20 protein-coding genes are annotated in these 18008 nt (G+C 71.2%); 7 read left to right on the top strand and 13 right to left on the bottom strand.

Translation table 11 applies throughout. The features are described 5' to 3' along the window. Positions 1-19: 19 nt before the first annotated feature. On the bottom strand, positions 20-916 hold the full coding sequence (locus tag QSK32_RS00995; protein WP_045746287.1) for a carbohydrate ABC transporter permease: 897 nt from the start codon (positions 914-916) through the stop codon (positions 20-22). Next, positions 913-1782 (bottom strand): carbohydrate ABC transporter permease, encoded by an 870-nt coding sequence (locus tag QSK32_RS00990; protein WP_045746286.1) that lies wholly within the window; start codon positions 1780-1782, stop codon positions 913-915. The genes QSK32_RS00995 and QSK32_RS00990 overlap by 4 nt, the downstream gene beginning before the upstream one ends. A 212-nt stretch (positions 1783-1994) precedes the next feature. Between QSK32_RS00990 and QSK32_RS00985 the strand changes: the two genes are divergently transcribed. Continuing rightward, the gene (locus tag QSK32_RS00985; RefSeq protein ID WP_045746285.1) at positions 1995-2981 is read left to right on the top strand and encodes a LacI family DNA-binding transcriptional regulator; all 987 of its coding nucleotides are present in this window, start codon (positions 1995-1997) and stop codon (positions 2979-2981) included. A gap of 60 nt (positions 2982-3041) precedes the next feature. Beyond that, positions 3042-3437: a spore germination protein GerW family protein gene (locus tag QSK32_RS00980; protein ID WP_045746284.1), complete on the top strand. Its 396-nt coding sequence runs from the start codon at positions 3042-3044 to the stop codon at positions 3435-3437. A 253-nt stretch (positions 3438-3690) separates the two neighbouring features. Here the strand turns inward: QSK32_RS00980 and QSK32_RS00975 are convergent, their stop codons facing one another. From QSK32_RS00975 to QSK32_RS00955, 5 genes are all read right to left on the bottom strand, one after another. Next, the gene (locus QSK32_RS00975) at positions 3691-4758 is read right to left on the bottom strand and encodes an amidoligase family protein (RefSeq protein ID WP_285470961.1); all 1068 of its coding nucleotides are present in this window, start codon (positions 4756-4758) and stop codon (positions 3691-3693) included. After that, positions 4755-5612 (bottom strand): hypothetical protein, encoded by an 858-nt coding sequence (locus QSK32_RS00970; RefSeq protein ID WP_045746282.1) that lies wholly within the window; start codon positions 5610-5612, stop codon positions 4755-4757. The genes QSK32_RS00975 and QSK32_RS00970 overlap by 4 nt, the downstream gene beginning before the upstream one ends. After that, positions 5609-6127 (bottom strand): SigE family RNA polymerase sigma factor, encoded by a 519-nt coding sequence (locus QSK32_RS00965; RefSeq protein ID WP_045746300.1) that lies wholly within the window; start codon positions 6125-6127, stop codon positions 5609-5611. Before QSK32_RS00965 ends, QSK32_RS00970 begins: the two co-directional genes overlap by 4 nt. 111 nt (positions 6128-6238) lie before the next feature. Next, a complete protein-coding gene (locus tag QSK32_RS00960) occupies positions 6239-7216 on the bottom strand; it encodes an arabinan endo-1,5-alpha-L-arabinosidase (protein ID WP_285470960.1) in 978 nt (325 codons plus the stop codon). Beyond that, positions 7213-8016 (bottom strand): DUF1932 domain-containing protein, encoded by an 804-nt coding sequence (locus tag QSK32_RS00955; RefSeq protein ID WP_285470959.1) that lies wholly within the window; start codon positions 8014-8016, stop codon positions 7213-7215. The genes QSK32_RS00960 and QSK32_RS00955 overlap by 4 nt, the downstream gene beginning before the upstream one ends. 175 nt (positions 8017-8191) lie before the next feature. Between QSK32_RS00955 and QSK32_RS00950 the strand changes: the two genes are divergently transcribed. From QSK32_RS00950 to QSK32_RS00935, 4 genes are read left to right on the top strand one after another with little or no spacing between them, the layout of a single operon-like run. Further along, positions 8192-8914, top strand: a complete 723-nt coding sequence (locus tag QSK32_RS00950; RefSeq protein ID WP_285470958.1) for a PIG-L deacetylase family protein — start codon at positions 8192-8194, stop codon at positions 8912-8914. Further along, on the top strand, positions 8911-9603 hold the full coding sequence (locus tag QSK32_RS00945; RefSeq protein ID WP_285470957.1) for a 4-carboxy-4-hydroxy-2-oxoadipate aldolase/oxaloacetate decarboxylase: 693 nt from the start codon (positions 8911-8913) through the stop codon (positions 9601-9603). The genes QSK32_RS00950 and QSK32_RS00945 overlap by 4 nt, the downstream gene beginning before the upstream one ends. After that, entirely contained in the window at positions 9600-10652 is a 1053-nt protein-coding gene (locus tag QSK32_RS00940; RefSeq protein WP_285470956.1) for a 4-oxalomesaconate tautomerase, read from the top strand. The genes QSK32_RS00945 and QSK32_RS00940 overlap by 4 nt, the downstream gene beginning before the upstream one ends. Further along, the gene (locus QSK32_RS00935) at positions 10645-11595 is read left to right on the top strand and encodes a VOC family protein (protein ID WP_285470955.1); all 951 of its coding nucleotides are present in this window, start codon (positions 10645-10647) and stop codon (positions 11593-11595) included. Before QSK32_RS00940 ends, QSK32_RS00935 begins: the two co-directional genes overlap by 8 nt. A gap of 122 nt (positions 11596-11717) precedes the next feature. Here the strand turns inward: QSK32_RS00935 and QSK32_RS00930 are convergent, their stop codons facing one another. After that, entirely contained in the window at positions 11718-12425 is a 708-nt protein-coding gene (locus QSK32_RS00930) for a GntR family transcriptional regulator (protein WP_285470954.1), read from the bottom strand. A 228-nt stretch (positions 12426-12653) separates the two neighbouring features. After that, positions 12654-13421, bottom strand: a complete 768-nt coding sequence (locus tag QSK32_RS00925) for an alpha/beta fold hydrolase (RefSeq protein WP_285470953.1) — start codon at positions 13419-13421, stop codon at positions 12654-12656. Positions 13422-13571: 150 nt separating this feature from the next. Between QSK32_RS00925 and QSK32_RS00920 the strand changes: the two genes are divergently transcribed. Further along, positions 13572-14528, top strand: a complete 957-nt coding sequence (locus QSK32_RS00920) for a LysR family transcriptional regulator (protein ID WP_045746276.1) — start codon at positions 13572-13574, stop codon at positions 14526-14528. Here the strand turns inward: QSK32_RS00920 and QSK32_RS00915 are convergent. The 4 genes from QSK32_RS00915 to QSK32_RS00900 are packed head-to-tail and all read right to left on the bottom strand — an operon-like array spanning position 14494 to position 18008. Continuing rightward, entirely contained in the window at positions 14494-15756 is a 1263-nt protein-coding gene (locus QSK32_RS00915; RefSeq protein ID WP_285470952.1) for a vWA domain-containing protein, read from the bottom strand. The two genes, QSK32_RS00920 and QSK32_RS00915, sit on opposite strands and share 35 nt — an antisense overlap. Continuing rightward, positions 15743-16573, bottom strand: a complete 831-nt coding sequence (locus QSK32_RS00910; protein WP_285470951.1) for an SRPBCC family protein — start codon at positions 16571-16573, stop codon at positions 15743-15745. The genes QSK32_RS00915 and QSK32_RS00910 overlap by 14 nt, the downstream gene beginning before the upstream one ends. Next, positions 16570-17433, bottom strand: a complete 864-nt coding sequence (locus tag QSK32_RS00905) for an AAA family ATPase (RefSeq protein WP_045746273.1) — start codon at positions 17431-17433, stop codon at positions 16570-16572. Before QSK32_RS00905 ends, QSK32_RS00910 begins: the two co-directional genes overlap by 4 nt. Further along, positions 17430-18008 carry a nucleotidyltransferase family protein gene (locus QSK32_RS00900; RefSeq protein ID WP_045746272.1) on the bottom strand — a complete coding sequence of 193 codons (579 nt, stop codon included), beginning with the start codon at positions 18006-18008 and terminating at the stop codon, positions 17430-17432. The genes QSK32_RS00905 and QSK32_RS00900 overlap by 4 nt, the downstream gene beginning before the upstream one ends.

Here is an 18008-nt window from a genome sequence, read left to right as displayed (position 1 = left end):
CCCTTCGAGGACGGAATTATCACTGTTTGACGCTGCCGGCAGACAGACCCGACTGCCAGTAGCGCTGGAGGAGAAGGAACGCGGTGATCAGCGGGATGATCGTGATGAGCGCGCCGGTGACCACGAGGTTGAAGACGACCTCGCCGCCGACGGTGTTCGCCTGCCGGCTCCACGTGTAGAGGCCGAGCGTCAGGGGGTAGAGCTCCGAGTCCTTCAGCATGATCAGCGGCAGGAAGAAGTTGTTCCAGGTCGCCACGATGTTGAAGAGCAGGACCGTCACCGCGCCGGGGGCCAGCAGCGGCAGGGCCAGCGAGAAGAAGGTGCGGAACTCGCCGGAGCCGTCGACACGGGCCGACTCCAGGATCTCCTTCGGCACCGCCTCGGTGGCGTAGGTCCACATCAGGTACAGGCCGAACGGCGAGACCAGCGAGGGAATGATGATCGCCCAGGCGGTGTCGGTGAGGCCCAGCTTGGCGAACATCAGGAAGGTCGGCACCGCCAGCACGGTCGGGGGGACCGCGATGCCGCCGAGGACGATCGCGAAGACCGCCTTGCGCCCGATGAAGTCGAACTTCGCCAGGCCGTACCCGGCCAGCGAGGCAAGCAGGGTCGCCCCGCCGGCGCCGATCACCACGTAGACCAGGGTGTTCAGCAGCCAGCGGCCGAAGATGCCGTCCTGGTAGGCGAAGGTGTCGGCGATGTTGTCGAAGAGCGAGAAGTCGTTCGCGAACCAGAGGCCGAACGAGTCGAACAGCTTCTCCTGCGACTTCGTCGCGCTGACCACCAGCCAGAACAGCGGCAGCAGCGTGTAGACCACCGCAATCGCGGTGACCGCTGTCAGGGACAGGCTGCGGCTGTTCTTCTTCTTGCCGGCCTTCGGCGCACGGGCGGCCGGGCGGATCGTGGGCGCGGTCATGAACCCGCTCCCTTCATGCTGCGACGCTGGAAGAGGTACGCGATGACCATCGTCGTGACGCCCATGATCAGGGCGATCGTCGCCGAGTAGTTGACCTGCTGGCCGGCGAAGGACAGCTGATACGCGTAGATGTTGGGCGTGAAGTACGTGGTGATCGAGTTCGGCGCGAGGCTGTCGAGGATCTGCGGCTCGTTGAACAGCTGGAAGCTGCCCACGATCGAGAAGATCGTCGCCACCACGATCGGGCCGCGCAGCGCCGGCAGCTTGATCGCCCGGATGATCCGCCACTCCCCGGCACCGTCGATCGCGGCCGCCTCGTAGAGCGAGGTGTCCACGACCTTGAGGCCGGAGTACAGAATGATCATGTTATAGCCGATGAACTCCCAGGTCACGATGTTGCCGATGGCCGTGAGAATCCATTCGGGCGCCAACGGGTTCGGGATGGCCGTCCCCAGCGCCTCGTTGATGTTGCCGATCAGGCCGAAGTTGGTGCCGTACATGAAGCCCCACATGAGGGCCGCCACGACGGAGGGCACCGCGTAGGGCAGGAAGACCGAGATGCGGAAGAACGACGCCCCGTAGAGCCGGCCGCTGTCGATCGCCAGCGCGATCAGCAGGGCCAGGATCAGCATCACCGGAACCTGGACCAGCAGGAAGAGGGCGACTCTGGTGATCGCCTCCCAGAACTGCGGATCGCTCAGGGCCTTGGTGTAGTTGTCGATTCCGACGAAGGCGGTGCCTCCGACGAGCTGGGTGCGATACACGCTGAGGTACGCCGAGTAACCGATCGGCGCGAGGAATACCAGCGCGAACACCGCGAGGAATGGGCCGGTGAACTGCCAGCCGATCCAGGAACGCCGAGTCAATGCGCCCCCTCCGTCCGATGTTTCCGAAAGATCCGATGTTTACGTTAACAATTTCAAGTACATGACACGGTGTTTACGTAAACGTGTTCGCGTATAGTGGCACGCGTCACCAGAGCGGTCAAGGGACTCCAGCGGGGGTGTCAAACATCGAGATCCAGCGGTTACGTGCCGGTTCGGATGTGCCGGGCGGTCGTCGCAAACAACGTGTTTCGATGGCCGACGTCGCCAAACTGGCCGGCGTCTCGTCACAGACCGTGTCCCGCGTCGCCAACGGCCAACCCGGCGTGGTCGAGTCCACCCGGGAACACGTGCTCGCGGCCATGCGCGAACTCGGTTATCGTCCCAACAGCGCGGCCCGCTCGCTGCGATACGGCCGATTCAACACGCTCGGCGTGATCCTGTTCAGCCTCGCCTCCACCGGCAACAGCCGCACCGTCGAGGCCATCGCCGTGCACGCCGCCACCGAGGGCTACGCGATCACACTGATCCCGGTCGGCGCCCCCACCCAGGACAACGTGCTCGGCGCCTTCACCAGGATGGGCGAGCTCGCCGTCGACGGCATCGTCGTCATCCTCGAGGTGCAGCTGCTCGACTCCAGCACCGTGCACCTGCCACCCGGCGTACACGTCGTGGTGGTCGACTCGGACGCCGGCGACCGCTACCCGGTGGTCGACACCGACCAGGCGGACGGCGCCCGCCAAGCCGTCCAGCACCTGCTCGACCTCGGCCACCGCACCGTCTGGCACGTGTCCGGCCCGGCCGAGTCGTTCTCCGCCGAACGCCGAGCCCGCGCCTGGCGTACCGCCCTCGAACAGGCCGGCCGCGACGTCCCGGCGATCGAACGCGGCGACTGGTCGGCCGACTCCGGCTACCACGCCGGCCTGCGCCTGGCCGACCGCCCGGAGTGCACCGCGATCTTCGTGGCCAACGACCAGATGGCCCTGGGCGTGCTGCGCGCCCTGCAGGAACGCGGCCGCCGGGTGCCGCAGGACGTCAGCGTGGTCGGTTTCGACGACATCGCCGACGCCGCGTCCTACCTGCCGCCGCTGACCACGGTGCACCAGGACTTCGCCGGGATAGGGAAACGCTGCGTCGAGTCGCTGCTGCGCCAGATCCACGACGAGCCGGCCGGACCGGGCACCGACCTGGTCCCGACCATGCTCGTGGTCCGGGACAGCACCGCCCCGCCCGCCTCCTGAGCCCCACGTCCAGTCGTCCACGGGACAGCGCCGTCGGCCGTCCCGGAGGATGCTGTCGGCATGGCTACCGTGACGCACAGCAGCGACATCCTCGCGCAGGCTCGTGAGGCCACCGACCACGCCACCGTCAGCCGGGTCTTCGGCACCCCCGTCGAGCGCGACGGCGCCCTCGTCATCCCGGTCGCCGTCGTGAGCGGCGGCGGAGGCGGCGGCAGTGGCAGCGGCACCGGCGCCCACGCCACCGACGACGGCGGAAAACCGGACACCGAGGGCGAGGGCGGTGGCGGCGGTTTCGGCTTCTCCGCCCGGCCGGCCGGCGTCTACGTCCTGCGCAACGGCGAGGCGACCTGGAAACCGGCGGTCGACGTCAACCGCATCGTCCTGGGCGGCCAGCTGGTCGCCGTGGTCGCGTTCCTGGTCGCCCGGTCCGTCCTGCGCCGGCGGCGCCGACGCTGATCCCCGCGGTCCGCCTGCTTCGTGCGGCGAGCCCGGCCTTCACCACCTTCTCCGGGTACGCCGAAACGACGCGAACCCGGAGAGCGGCCGGATCCGGGCGAACCGCACCCGGCAACAAGCCGGCCCGGAGAACCACCGGACCCGAGCGTGCCGGACCCGGCCCGCGCGCCGAGGCGGAGGCCGGCCGTGCCCGGCTGCCGGGTTACGGGCGGCCGCGGCGTCGCGCGTGCTCACCGCGTACCGCAGAAGAGGCTCAGGAGGAACGGCGCGCGAGCGCGTCCGCGGCGAGCTCCATCAGTCCGGAGATCGCGGCGTCGGGGCCGGCCGGCGCCACGGGCACCGGTTCCGGGTCCAGGCAGCGTTCGAGCAGCAGTTCGACCAGGGCGGCCCGGTCCACGATCGGGCCGGCCTCGACCGCCCCCGGCAGGATCCGGATCTCGACGGTGTCGCGGCGCGGGGTGTCGGTCAGCACCTGGGTCAGGTTGACGTCGAAGTACTTGCCGAGGCCACCGTCCGCGGCGGCCTTGCGCAGATCCGCCGTCGTCGGCCGACCGGTCACCGCGGTGACCAGCTGCTCCGGCAGCGGTGCCAATCGGCGGCAGGCCGGGTTGGTGGCCAGCAGCAGCCGCAGCGGCTCCCGCCACCAGGCGAACAACCGCACCACGTTGGCCAGCGCCTCCGGCGCCCGGAACGGCGCGCCGTCGAGGTGCAGGTGCACGGCGGCCTCGTGCGGCACGGTGAACCCCAGTTCGCGGGCCGGCGCCAGCAGCTCCTCGAGAGCGTCGTGATGCCCGGTGGCCAGCGGCGGGGTGATGATCTCGCAGGGGCGTTCCCGCCCGCTGCCCTGCGGTGCGGCCAGCGCGATCGTGGCGCCGGACCGGTCGTCGAGCCGGCGGATCACGCCGTGCCTGCCGACCTCGGTACCCCAGAGGCGGGCCGCCACGTCGAGGACCTCGCCGAGTTCCCCGCCCGGATCGCAGTGCACCGCGAGCAGGTTGAGCAGCCGGGCGTCGTCGGTGAGGACGCGGAACCAGCCGGGCGGCGGGGGCTGACGCGGGTCCAGGCCGTCGACCAGGGTGACGTCGTCGACCAGGGTGCAGAGCGGGGAGCCGTCGGCCCGCAGCACCTCGAACCCCTGCGTCAGGGTGAGGAACCGGCCGAGGCCCGGCACCAGCGACGGTTCACTGTCGTGGTGCCAGACCGGCCGGACGCTGCCCCCACAGCGTCCGGCGAGATCCTCGGCCAGCGTGCGCCGGCTGGCACCCGGGGGTGCCATCAGCTCGATCTCGAAGCCGATACGCCGGCGCAGTCGGTGCGTCACGGCTGGATCGGCAGCGTTTCGCCGGCCCGGAGCTTCTTGCCCGCCATGACCTTGGCCTCGTACGTGTCGTCGAGCTTCCACAGCTCGGCGAGCTTCTCGGCGTCGTCGGCGTCGTAGCCGGCGTCCCAGAACGCGACAGCGTCCTGCGACTCCTCGTACTCCTTCTTCGCCTCCGGGTCGGGCTTGACCGACGCCGGCAGCTTCTCGCCCGCGAGCAGCTTCTCGCCGGCCATGATCTTGGCGTCGGACGCGTCGTCGAGCTTCCAGAGCTCGGCGAGGGCCACCGCGGAGTCGTAGGTGTAACCCGCCGAGAAGAACGCCTCGTACTTCTTGTCGAGTTCCGGGTCGACCGGGTCGGCCGACGGCTCCTCGGTCTCGCCACCGGGCGTCGCCGGGTTGACCGGCAGGTTCTCGCCGGCCAGCAGCCGGCGTCCCGCCTCGGCCTTGACCGTGCCGATCTCGTCCTTGCTGTTCCACAGCTCGGCGAGCTCGACCGCGGCGTCGTAGTCGTAACCGGCCTTGAAGTAGGCGGCCAGGTAACGCTCCGTCTCCTCCTCGGTCGGCGGAGTCGACACACCCGCGGAGGGGGTGACGGCCGGGGCCCCCTCGCCCGCTGCCGGGATGCCCTGGGACACGCCCGGGGTGGTGTTGCCGGGGAAGAGCGCGGGCAGGTTCGCGACGCCGGCGATGAGCCCGATGCTCAGAGCCGCGCCACCCGCGACCTGGGCACCACGACGCCGCCACCGGTACTTGTTGGAAAGCTCCTCGATCTTGGCGTAGACGACCGCCGGGTCGGGAACCTGGTTCTCGTGCGAATCAAAGGCTTCGCGCAGCCGGTCCTGGTGCTCCGTCACGACCTCTCCTCGGCATGGACTCTCTGCTCCTGCTCGGAGTTGAGCCGGAGCGTCTTCAGCGCCCTCGATGCATGGCTGCGCACCGTCGCCGGGGCGCACCCCAGCAGATCGGCGATGGCCTCGTCCTCCATCTGCTCGTAATACCGCAGAACGAGGACCGCCCGCTGTTTACGTCCCAGCAGTGCCAGACGGTGCCACAGCGCATCGGCCTCGACCACACCCTCGGCGTGGTCACGAACCCCGCCTCGTGCGTCGTCGATCTCCACCAGACGCTCGCCGGCGGCGTGCACGTTGCGCGCCGCCCAGCTACGCCGCCAGGAGAGGTACTCGTTGAGTACCATCCGGCGAACGTACGCCTCGGGGGAGTCCGTTTCGCTGATCCGTCGCCATTTGACCTGCGTCCGTGCCAGAACCTCCTGCACCACGTCTTGAGCGAGGTCGCGATCCCCGGTCAGGACTACGGCATAGCGCAGGAGGCTCGGCAGGCGGGCCATCGCGAATTGCTCGAAGGTCACACCCTCTTGAATGCGCGCGGTCCGCTCGTTGTGCACTGCGACTCCGAGAAATTTTCGACAGATCCCACCGAGTGTCCGCACCGGGCTCCCGTCGTGGCTCGTCCCCGGGTCTCAGTACACGTACGGCCAGGCCGAGGAGTCCCAGCCGAGAAGGTTGATGCCGAGTTTCGCATCCCCCGCGGCGGTGTAGTAGTGATACGCCAGGACGGTCTGGTCACCGTCCTGGAAGACCGCCGGATGTCCCGGCCCGTGGATCGCGTCGTGGCTCGCCAGGATCTCGGTGCCGCCGCCCGCGGTCATCGCGGTGCCGGCCCGGTCGAGGTAGGGCCCGGTGACCGACTTCGCCCGGCCCACCATGATCCGGTACGTACTGGAAGCCCCCTTGCAGCAGAGGTCGAACGCGACGAACAGGTAGTAGTAGCCGCCCCGCTGGACGATGACCGGCGCCTCGATCGACTTGCTGTTGGTGAACCGTTCCGCCACCGCGACGATCGTGCTGTTCGCGGTCTTGCCGGTCGACGGGTTCAGCTTGACCATCTTGATGCCGCTCCAGAAGGAGCCGAAGCTCAACCACCACTCGCCGGAGGAGGTGACGGTCAGGTTCGGGTCGATCGCGTTGTACCCACTGGTCGCGCTGCTCTCGACCACCTTGCCGTAGTCGGTCCAAGTGCCGGCCGCGCCGGTGGTGCTGCCGGCCAGGAAGATCGCGGACTTGCTGGAGCCGAACGTGGAGGCGGAGTAGTACATCAGGTACTTCCCGCCCTGGTACGAGATGTCCGGCGCCCACAGATTGGTGTCCCCACCGGTGTAGGCGTCGGCCCACGGTGTCCCGTTCGGGAAGGCCTTGCCCGCATCGGTGAAGGTGGTCCGGTCGGTGGACGTCTTCAGCCCGATCCCGGGTGCCGTGTAGGCCAGCAGGTAGCCCCCTGTCGGCTTCTTGATCATGGTGGGGTCGTGCGCGAAGGTCGAGCCGGCCACCACGCCCGGATTCGGGTAGGTCGCGGCGTCCGCCCTGGTGAAGCCGTAGACGCTCGCCGAGATCGCGACGAGACCGGTCACCGCGGTCAGCAGAAGTTTGCGAATGGTCACCCCCACCTGTGTGCCGGGGCGCCGGAAAGGTTGCCCGCGGATCGGATCAGGTCGTCGAGCACGTCGCGGGCGGCGGTCGCGATGCGCGGCTCGAGACCGAGGTCGGTCAGCAACTCGGCGGCCGCGGCCATCTCCTCGCGGCGGCGGACCGCGTGCTTGCGCGAGCCGTCGACCAGCCGGTCGAGTGTGGCGGCGTCGCTGCGGATCAGCTCGTCGCGGATGTTGCCGCGCAGCCACTCCTCGAGCCCGGCCGCCTCCGCCGCGGCCAGCGCCTCGAGGACGGCGGCGGCCATCCCCTTGTAGAAGACGCTGCGCAGCAGTTTGCGGGTGGCGGCCGTGCCGACCGGGCCGTCCAGCACCTCCACACTCGCGCCAAGGGCACCCAGCACGGCGGCGAACTCGGCGGCGGCCGGCCCGCTGGCGGCCATCGGCGTGCGCAACCCGTGGCCGGGGACCGGGGACATCAGGGCCACGTCGGTCACACGGACCCCCTCGGTGGCGACCGTGACGAGGTGCTGCTTGAGCTTGGGCGTCGCGGTGTTGAGGTCGGCCCAGATGGTGCCGGGCCGGCAGGCCGGCAGCGCGGACCGCAGCGCCTGCTCGGCGTCGGCGGCGCTGTTGACGCTGAGCACCACGGACGCCGGCGCACAGGCGGCCGCCTCGTCGCTCGCGCCGATCACGCCGGGCGGGGCGGGCACCGCCGGGTCGTAGCCGTGGACGGTCGCCCCGGCGGCCACCAGATCGCGGGCGATCAGCCCGCCGGCCTCGCCGAACCCGAGCACCGCGATGACCTCGGACATGGTGCCTCCCTTCGCTGACGCCGAGTCTTCCCGGCCCGCTTCTCGATTGTCAACAATTGCCTCGGCCACCCCTGGAGCCTAGGCTGTGAGCGCTGGAGACGGCCGTCTCGGTGATTGTCGACAATCCTGTCGTCAATCATGAGGGTGCTATCGCTGATCCTGAGGGGAGGGTGCCATGACGGACACCCTGGTGCTCACCGCCCATCCCGGTGACTTCGTCTGGCGAGCCGGCGGCGCGATCGCCCTGGCCGCGGCGCGGGGCGGCCGGGTGGTGATCGGCTGCATGAGTTTCGGCGAGCGCGGCGAGTCGGCCTCGCTGTGGCGCAAGGGCTACTCCCTCGACCAGGTCAAGGCACACCGCCGGAGCGAGGCCGAGCAGGCGGCCGAGGTGCTGGGCGCCGAGATCCGCTTCTTCGACGCCGACGACTACCCGCTGGTCGAGACCCGCGAGCTGCTGCACGGCCTGATCGACCTCTACCGCGAGGTGCAACCCGCGGTGGTGCTCACCCACGCGGCGGCCGACCCCTACAACGGCGACCATGCGTTCGCGCACGCCATCGCGCTCAAGTCGCGGATCCTCGCGCAGGCGCCCGGGGTCGAGGGCCCGGGCGAGGTGATCGGCGCTCCCCCGGTGTTCTGCTTCGAGCCGCACCAGCCCGAACAGTGCGGTTTCCTGCCGAACGTGCTGCTCGACATCACCGAGGTGTGGGACCGCAAACGCGAGGCCATGCAGATCCTCGCGGCCCAGGCACACCTGCACGGCTACTACACCGACCTGGGCCGGCGCCGTGGCCTGCAGGCGTCGCGCAACTCCGGGCCCAACCTCGGCCTGGCGTCGGAGGTGTTCGCGGAGGCCTACATGCGGATCTACCCGCAGGTCACCCGGGAGCTGTCGTGACCCGGCACGTGGTGGTCCGCAGCACCCGCCGGCTGCCCGGCGACGTGCTGGCCGGACTCGCCGAGGCGGGCGCGGCGACCGCCCACGAGGCCGACGGGCGCCGCGGGGCGATCGGGCCGGACCTGCGGCCGATCTGGCCCGGCGCCCGGATCGCCGGGTCGGCGGTGACCGTCTCCTGCCACCCCGGCGACAACCTGATGATCCACGCGGCGGTGGAGCAGGTCCGGCCCGGCGACGTCCTGGTGGTGACGACCACGTCGCCGTCGACCGACGGGATGCTGGGCGACCTGCTCGCCACCTCGCTGCGGGCCCACGGTGCGATCGGGGTGGTGCTCGACGCCGGGGTCCGCGACGTGGCCGAGCTGCGGGAGATGGGATTCCCGGTCTGGTCCCGGGCGGTCAGCACCCAGGGCACGGTCAAGGCCAGCCCCGGGTCGGTGAACGTGCCGGTCGTGCTCGGCGGTGCGATCGTCCGGCCGGGGGACGCCGTGGTCGCCGACGACGACGGGGTGGTCGTGATCCCGTTCGACCGGGCGGCTGCGGTGCTGGAGGCGTCCCGCAAGCGGATCGACGCCGAGACCGCCAAACGGGAGCGGCTGGCCGCCGGAGAGCTGGGACTCGACATCTATCGGCTCCGGCCGCTGCTGGAGTCGCTGGGCGTCACCTATGCCGACGACGGTCCGGCATGAGCGTACCCGTCATGATCCTGCGCGGCGGCACCTCCAAGGGCGCCTACTTCCTGCGCGACGACCTGCCGTCCGAACCGGGCGCCCGCGACCGGCTGCTGCTTTCGATCATGGGATCGCCGGATCCGCGGCAGATCGACGGCATCGGCGGTGGGCATCCGCTGACCAGCAAGGTCGCCGTGGTGAGCCGGTCGGCGGACCCGGCGGCCGACGTCGACTACCTCTTCCTGCAGGTGCAGGTGGAGCAGGCCCGGGTCAGCGCGGAGCAGCCGTGCGGCAACATCCTCGCCGGTGTCGGGCCGTTCGCCCTGGAGAGTGGACTGGTCACCGCGTCCGGCCCGGTCACCCCGGTCCGGGTCCGCATGGTCAACACCGGCGCGCTCGCCGTGGTCTCGGTGCCCACACCGGACGGCCGCCCGGAATACTCCGGCGACACCGCCCTCAGCGGGGTGCCCGGCACCGCGGCCCGCATCGAGGTCGAGTTCCGGGACACCGCCGGGTCGGTCGCCCCGGGACTACTGCCGACCGGCCGGGAATCCGACGACCTGGACGGCGTTCCGGCCACCCTCATCGACAACGGGATGCCCGTGGTGCTGATCGCCGCGAGCTCGGTCGGGGTCACCGGCTACGAGACCCCCACCCGCCTGGAGTACGACGAACGGCTGCGCGCCCGGATCGAGACGCTGCGCCTGAAAGCCGGCGAACTGATGGGGCTCGGCGACGTGAGCCGCACGACCGTCCCCAAGATGTGCCTGATCGCCCCGCCCGCGCACGGCGGCACCCTGAGCACCCGGATGTTCATCCCACACCGGGTGCACACGTCGATCGGCGTGCTGGCCGCGGTCACGGTCGGCACCGCGGTCGCGATGCCCGGCAGCGTCGCCTTCACAGCAATCTCCGGCACCATCCGGCTGGAACATCCCGGCGGGTTCTCCGACGTGGTCGTGGACCTCGCGGCCGGGCGCTCGGCGGTCGTCAGCACCGCACGCCTGCTCCTGCAGGGGCGGGTCTTCCCCCGGCAGACCCTGGAAGGAGTCGTCACCCATGGCTGAGAAGATCCGCGACATCGCGCACGTGTCCGCGGTCGAGCTGCTGACGCCGGTCCTCGACGACACGGTCCGGTTCTTCACCGACCAGATGGCCATGGAGGTCGTCGAACGGCGCGGCGACAGCGCCTATCTGCATGCGTGGGACGACTACGAGAGCTTCACGGTGAAGGTCACCGGCGGCGGCACCTCCGGCATCGGCCGGACCTGGCTGCGGGCCCGCAGTCCGGAGGCGCTGGAACGCCGGGTCCGCGACATCGAGGCGGCCGGCCTCGGCGCGGGGTGGAGCAAGGACGAGCCGGGGTACGGCCCGGTCTTCCACTTCACCGACCCGGACGGGCACCCGTTCGGCATCTACTACGAGACGCAGCGATACCGCGCCACGGCGGCGAGCCGGCCCTCGCTGAAGAACCAGGCCGCCCGTTTCCCCGGTCGCGGCGCCAACGTCCGGCGGCTCGACCACGTCAACTTCCTGGCCCGCGACGTGCCGGCGAACGAGGACTTCCTGGCGGGCACGCTGACCGGGCGGGCCAGCGAGCAGATCGTGCTGAACGACGGCACCAAGGCCGCCGTCTGGTACACGTTCACCGACAAGTCGTACGACCTGGTCTACACCCGCGACTGGACCGGCACGACGGGACGGCTGCACCACGCGGCGTTCGCGACGGACACCCGGGAGGACATCCTGCGCGCCGCCGACGTGTTCCTGGAGGCGGGCACGCACATCGAGACCGGCCCGCACAAGCACGCAATCCAGCAGACCTTCTTCCTGTACGTCTGGGAGCCCGGTGGCAACCGCATCGAGCTCTGCAACGCCGGGGCCCGGTTGCTGCTCGCCCCGGACCACGAGGTGGTCACCTGGACCGAGACGGAACGCGCCAAGGGCCAGGCCTGGGGTCTGAAGACCATCGAGTCGTTCCACACCCACGGCACCCCGCCGGTCGAGTAGGGCACCGGAGCCCGGAGCCCGGAGCCCGGATCTCGGGGGCCGGGGGCCGGGGGCCGGGGGCCGGGGGCCGGGGGCCGGGGGCCAGGGGCCAGGGGCCAGGGACAGGGGCCAGGGGCCGGGGGTCAGAGGTGCGGCACGGCCTGGTCGTCCAGGGTGCGCAGCACCTCGACGACGCTGGCGATGTGCTCGCGCATGGCCAGTTCGGCGGCGACCGGGTCACGGCGGCGGATCGCGTCGATGATCCGCTCGTGCTGCGGCAGCGACGCCTGCGGCCGGCCGGGCAGCAGCGACAGCATGAACTGGTGCCGGGCCAGTTGGGCGTGCAGCGTGCTGATCAGGCGGTCGGCGGTGTGGTGGTCGGCGATCCGGCGGATCAGGCCGTGCAGGCGCTGGTTGAGGTCGCTGTAGCGGCGATACTCCCCCGCCTCGACGGCGCGGCGCATCAGCAGGCCGATCTCGTCGAGCTCGCTGGCGCCGTCGTCGGTGACCCGCTCGGCGGCCTGCGCGGCGACCAGGCCCTCCAGCACCATCCGAACCTGGGTGATCTCGATGGTCTCGCTCAGCGAGATCTTGCGGACCTGGGCCCCGCGGTTGCGCTGGATCTCGACCAGGCCCTCACCGGCCAGGTCCTGCAGGGCGAGGCGGACGTTGAAGCGGCTCGCGTCGAACCGCTCGATCAGCAGCGCCTCGACCAGGCGTTCACCGGGCGTGAACTCGCCGGCGAGGATCGCCGCACGGATCGCGTCGCGGGTCGTGCCCTTGTCGGCCGTCCTGTCGTCGCGACGCGGGCGGCTCCGGCGTACGCCGGTGAGGTTCTTGTCCGCAGCCATTGTGCTTCCTGTTCGCCTGCGCCGTCGCGAGCGGTCCCACCGGCGGCTGCCGCACACCGGGTGCCGGTACGATACCGCCCCCTCCCCCGGATCCGTCCGGCGCCGGGCTGATACGGCCGGTCACCGGCCGGAGAGGAGCCCGCCGCCGGACCGGGGAGAAGCCTGCCGCCGGGCAGAGAGGAGCCGGTCGCCGGGTGGAGGGGACAGGACCGGCCGGGCGGAGGGGAACTACCGGGCGGAGAAGAACGTCACCAGCTCGGTGATGAACTCGGGCCGGCGTACGGCACCCAGGTGATCTCCCGGGATCAGTGCCAGCCGGGCGCCGGGGATCGCCTTCGCCAGCAGCTCGGGACGGGTCGCCAGCGGATCGGACCGGCCCGCCAGCACCAGCGACGGCACGGTGATCGCATCGAGCGGGATCGGCTCGGCGTGCACCGACGCCGCCTGGGCCGCCAGCGCCACCCGATCGCCGCCGACCGCGTCGATGAACGTCCGGAAACCCACCGCCCGCGGATCGGTGATCGTCGCCGGGTCCTCGGCCGTCAGGGCCTGGCGCAGCGCGTCGCCGCCGATCACCCGGGTGTCGAGACCCCCGAGTTCGACCACTCCCGCGCCGACGCCACCGACGACCAGGCGGCGGATCCGGGTGTCCCGGGTCGCGGACAGCAGGGCGACGATCGCCCCCATCGAATATCCCGCCAGGTCGACGGCCGGTTCGCCGAGCAGGTCGAGCAGGGTGATCACGTCCTGCGCCATCCGCGACTCGCCGTAGAACGCCGGATCGTGCGGCTTGCCGGACTCGCCGTGGCCGCGGGCGTCGACGGCGACCACCCGCCGGCCGGCCGCGGTGAGCGCGTCCACCACGCCGGGTTGCACCCAGTTGGTGTGTCCGTTCGCGATGAAGCCGTGATGCAGCAGGACGAGCGGCAGACCGGGGTCGCCGTCCCAGCTCCGGTAGGAGATCTCTACGCCGTCGGTGGCCTGGAAGGTGGGCATAACCGCGGAGGGTAGCCCCTGATCGAACGTCACGGATCGGCGAAATCACCGGCCCCGCCGAATCAGCGACCGTCGAGGACCTCCGGGGGACCACGATCGCGATACATTTCCAGGGAGATTCCCATCACTGCCGAGGGGACGAGCCGGGCTGTGACCCCCACCCAATTACGCGCCTATTCCGCGGTGGTCCGCTGCGGCTCGGTCAAGCGGGCCGCGGCCCAGCTGGAGGTCTCCGAGTCCGCCGTGTCGCTGCACATCGGACAGTTGCGTAAGGAGCTCGGCGACCAGCTGTTCTCCCGGACCGGGGCCGGTCTCAGCTTCACACCGGGCGGGTTGCGCCTGGCCAGCCGGGCCACCGAACTGCTCGGGCTGCAGGACATCACCGTGCTGGAGGTCAGTTCGGCCGGTCAGGGGCGCCGGCTGCTGCGGGTCGGCGCGTCCAGCCTGTTCGCCGAGCACGCGGCGCCGGGGCTGATCGAGCTGTTCGCCGGCCGGGCCGCCGACCTCGACCTGGAGCTGAGTGTCCGCAACCCGGGGACGTTCGCGGCGGGCCTGCTGGACCGGACCGTCGACATCGCCATCGGACCGCCGCCGGTGGTGCCGGACCCGGCCGTGACCTGCCGACCGGTGATGTACTACAAGATCGTGACGGTGACCGGCCCGGATCATCCGCTGGCGGGGGCGTCACCGTCGGCGAGACAGTTGCGCGACCAGACCTGGCTGCTCGGACCATCGGCGGTGGCCGACGCCGGGGCGATCCGCACGCTGCTGCGCCGGCTCGGTGTCCCGGACGACCGTCAACAGATCTTCCAGAGTCATACGGCGGCGCTCGAGGAGGCGAAACGGGGACGCGGGGTGGCCGCCGCCCTGGCGTTCACCGTGGCGCAGGACGTCCGCAAGGGACATCTGGTGCAGTTCGGGTGCCCGCACGCGACCCTGGAGGACGTCTGGCACTCGCAGATCCTGACCGAGCCCGGGAATCCGTCGGCTGCCGCCGAACTGGCCCGGTTCGCGTCCACGCCGCGCGCCATCCAGGCGATGATGCGCGGCACCGGCGTCAACGTGGCCCGCTTCAAACCGTCCGTCCACGTGACCCTCTGGAGCTGAGATCCCGCAGGTGCCCGGCCAGGTCCAGCAGGTCTTGGAAGGTCGCGGCCGGCAGGAGCAGGTCGCAGAAGGGCAGGGCGGCGGCCATCGCGGCCACCCGCGGGGCGAAGCCGGGTGTTCCGGCGCGGGGATTCAACCAGATCACGGTGTACGCGCGCCGCCGCAACCGCCGCATCACCGCCGTCATGGCCTCCGGTGGCGCGCTGTCCCACCCGTCCGAGGCGATGATCACCACGCCGCCGCGGAGGGCGTTCCCGTGGTGGGAGTCGAGAACAGCCCCGAGGTTCGCGGCGATCCGTGTTCCGCCGAACCGGTCCCCCACCGCCGCGGACGCCTGCGCCACCGCCTCGGTCGCCGACACGTGCCGCAGTGCCGGGGTGAGCCGGGTCAGCGTCGTGGCGAACCCGAACGCCTCCGCGTCGGCGACCCTGGCGAACGCCCGCATGAGTTGCAGACAGGCGGCCGCCTGCGCGCTCATCGACGCGCTGAGGTCGCAGAGCAGCACGATCCGGCGGGGGCGGCGGACCGGACGCTCCCGGACCACGTCGACGGCTTCCCATCCGGTCCGGCGGGCGCGGGCGATGGTGGCGCGCAACGACACGCGCCGGCCGCGTGGGTCGACAGCGTGTTTTCGGGTACGCCGTCGCGGCCACCGGGTCAGCGCCTCGGCCAGCATCGCCCCGAGCGCCGCGGTCTGCGTCTCGTCGAGTTCCTCGAACGGTCGTTCCGCCAGGGCTGCCAGTTCGCTGGGGCGCAGGTCGGGGACGGCGAGGCCGGAGTCGGCACCGGTGTCGTCGGCGGCCACCGGCGGGGGCAGAGTGGCCCAGGGCAGGCCGCCTCCGTCGATGGTGTCGTCGCCGCCCGCCGGGACCGGGACGTGCACCGTGTCGTCGCGGCGGTTCGGCGGGGCGGCCGGGCGGGTCAGCGGCAACGGTGGGGTGTCGTCGAAGACAGCCGCGAAGACCCGGTCGAAGACGGCCAGGTCGGCGTGGCGGCGGGCCAGCGTGACCCGCGCCGTCCAGTACAGCGTCGTGCGGGAGTCCGGCGGGCCGGCGTCCAGCGCCCGGATCAGGTCGCCGGTCTCGGACAGGCCGGCGGGGAGTCCCGCGCGGCGGAGCCGGGCCGCGAACGCGACGGCGAACGCGGCCCGGTCGACGCCCCGGAGCATCAAAGGCGCGGACGGTGCCAGAGCCTTGCCGCCTCCGGGTGCGGGGTCAGCGACGGGCAACGAACCAGACGACCGCGGCGACGACCACAGCCGCGCCGGCGATCACCGGGAGGGCCCGCTTGTAGACGGACGAGCCGGCCACGTCGAGCAGGTCGATCGGCGCGGGCTCGTCCCGGACGGTGAAGGTGGTCCGGGGGGCGGCCTGCGGAATGTCGGCGGCTTTCTGGACGTCGCCGTCGGTGGCGTTGAGCGGGGCGATCGGATCGGGGGTGCCCGCCGCGGTCGCGACCCGCCCGGCGGCTTCGTCGACCTCTCCCGCGGAGGGGTCCGGCACGGACGAAACCGGCGCAGGCGAGACCGGCGCAGGCGAGACCGGCACGGACGACACCGGCGCAGGCGAAACCGGCGCAGGCGAGACGGGCTCAGCCGTGTCGGACGCCAGCTTCGCCTCGAGGTTGGCGACGAACTGCGTCAGCAGCTTCCCCGACACCTCCTTGATCATGCCGCTGCCGAACTGGGCCAGCTTCCCGCTGATCTTCAGGTCGGTGTCGACGCTGACCTTGGTGCTGTCCGGGCCCTCCGCCGTCAGCCACGCCGTCACGACCGCCGCCGCGTTGCCCGCCGACCGCGCGTCCCGCCCCTTGGCGTCGATCACCGCCCGGTACTCCGCGTCGTCCTTGGCGGTGAACTGCGCCGTCCCGGCGAAGTCCGAGATCACCGGCCCGACCTTGACCTTCACCTTGCCCTTGTACACCTCGCCCTCCACCCCGGTGAGTTGCGCTCCCGGCATGCACGGCGCGATGCCCTCCAGGTCGGTCAGGACCTCCCAGGCCTTGTCGATCGGGGTGTGCACGACGAACTCGTTGGTGATCTTCATGGTCGGGTCTCCCGGTGTACGGCCTCGGCGACCAGGATCCGGTCGTCGGGGGTCTTGGCGATGGTCCCGATGGTGCGCAGGACGTCCTCGTGGGCGAGCGTGGTGGCCCCGAGCGCGGCGAGCGCCGACACCCAGTCGATGGTCTCGGCGAGTCCGGGCGCCTTGTCCAGGTCGAGCCGGCGGACCTTGCCGATGAACACGGTGACGTCCTGGATCAGTGGTTCGCCCGCGCCGGGGACGGCCCGCCGGACGATCGCCGCGGCCCGGTCCGGCGCGGGGAACTCGATCCAGTGGTACAGGCACCGGCGGCGCAGGGCGTCGTGCAGGTCGCGGCTGCGGTTGGAGGTGAGCACCACGACCGGCGGCCGGGTCGCGGCGAACGTGCCCAGTTCCGGGACGGTGATCGCGGCTTCGCCGAGGAATTCGAAGAGCAGCGCCTCGAACTCGTCGTCGGCCCGGTCGATCTCGTCGATGAGCAGCACCGGCGGGGTCGGGCCGTCGTGCCGTACCGCACGCAGGATCGGCCGTTCCTGCAGGAAGTCGGCGGTGAACAGGTCGGCGTCGCCGACGGTCGCCCCGCGGGCCTCGGCCAGCCGGATGTGCAGCAGCTGCCGCTGGTAGTTCCACTCGTACAGGGCTTCCCCGGCGGTCAGGCCCTCGTAGCACTGCAGCCGGATGAACGGGGTGTCCAGCGCGCGGGCCAGGGCTTTCGCGGCCGCGGTCTTGCCGACGCCCGGTTCGCCCTCGAGCAGCAGCGGTTTGCCCAGGCGCAACGCCAGGAACAACGCCATCGCCAGGCCGTCGTCGACGAGGTAGTCGACGGCGTCGAGCCGGCCGGCGACGTCGGCGGGATCCTTCACTGTGCCTCGCCCGCCAGCAGACGCTCGTAGTCGTCGCGGGTGTCCACGTCGATCGGCACCGTCCCGCCCGCGTCCACCTCGGTCACCGGATAGCGGCCGGAGTGCAGCAGTTTCCAGACCGCCTTGTCGCCGTGCAGGCGGGACAGGTCGCCGAACACCTCGCGGCGGAACAGGAACGGGTGGCCGAGCCCGTCGGCGTACCGGAGGACCCCCAGCGGCGTGTCCGTCTCGGCGAGACGGCGGACGTCGCTGGGACGGACGCCGGGCTGGTCGCCGAGCAGGAGCACCAGCCGGTCGGCGACGTCACTCAGGTGCGGCACCACGGAACTGATCGACGATCCGCAGCCGGAGGCGAAGTCGGCGTTCTCGATCACGCGTACCCCGGAGAGATCCACCCGTGCCCGCACGGCCTCGGCCGAACCGCCCAGGGTTACCAGGATCTCGTCGAAGCCGCAGGTTCGGGCCATGCCCAGGGTGGCGTCCAGGAGCGTGCGCCCGCGGAACGGCAGAAGCTGTTTCGCCTCGCCGAGACGCCGTGATCCCCCGGCGGCGAGCACCAGTCCGGTCACTCCCAT

The sequence above is a fragment of the Actinoplanes sp. NBRC 101535 genome, from assembly GCF_030269225.1.
In the GTDB taxonomy this organism is placed as follows: Bacteria; Actinomycetota; Actinomycetes; order Mycobacteriales; family Micromonosporaceae; genus Actinoplanes; species Actinoplanes rectilineatus.
The sequence above is the reverse complement of the archived record's forward strand: the minus strand, read 5'-3'. Positions and strand labels throughout refer to the sequence as shown.

Coding starts and splice junctions, on each gene's coding strand:
- QSK32_RS00995 (WP_045746287.1), bottom strand. CDS start 916: ATGACCGCGCCCACGATCCGCCCGGCCGCCCGTGCGCCGAAGGCCGGC.
- QSK32_RS00985 (WP_045746285.1), top strand. CDS start 1,995: ATGGCCGACGTCGCCAAACTGGCCGGCGTCTCGTCACAGACCGTGTCC.
- QSK32_RS00980 (WP_045746284.1), top strand. CDS start 3,042: ATGGCTACCGTGACGCACAGCAGCGACATCCTCGCGCAGGCTCGTGAG.
- QSK32_RS00955 (WP_285470959.1), bottom strand. CDS start 8,016: ATGTCCGAGGTCATCGCGGTGCTCGGGTTCGGCGAGGCCGGCGGGCTG.
- QSK32_RS00950 (WP_285470958.1), top strand. CDS start 8,192: ATGACGGACACCCTGGTGCTCACCGCCCATCCCGGTGACTTCGTCTGG.
- QSK32_RS00940 (WP_285470956.1), top strand. CDS start 9,600: ATGAGCGTACCCGTCATGATCCTGCGCGGCGGCACCTCCAAGGGCGCC.
- QSK32_RS00935 (WP_285470955.1), top strand. CDS start 10,645: ATGGCTGAGAAGATCCGCGACATCGCGCACGTGTCCGCGGTCGAGCTG.
- QSK32_RS00930 (WP_285470954.1), bottom strand. CDS start 12,425: ATGGCTGCGGACAAGAACCTCACCGGCGTACGCCGGAGCCGCCCGCGT.
- QSK32_RS00925 (WP_285470953.1), bottom strand. CDS start 13,421: ATGCCCACCTTCCAGGCCACCGACGGCGTAGAGATCTCCTACCGGAGC.
- QSK32_RS00910 (WP_285470951.1), bottom strand. CDS start 16,573: ATGAAGATCACCAACGAGTTCGTCGTGCACACCCCGATCGACAAGGCC.
- QSK32_RS00900 (WP_045746272.1), bottom strand. CDS start 18,008: ATGGGAGTGACCGGACTGGTGCTCGCCGCCGGGGGATCACGGCGTCTC.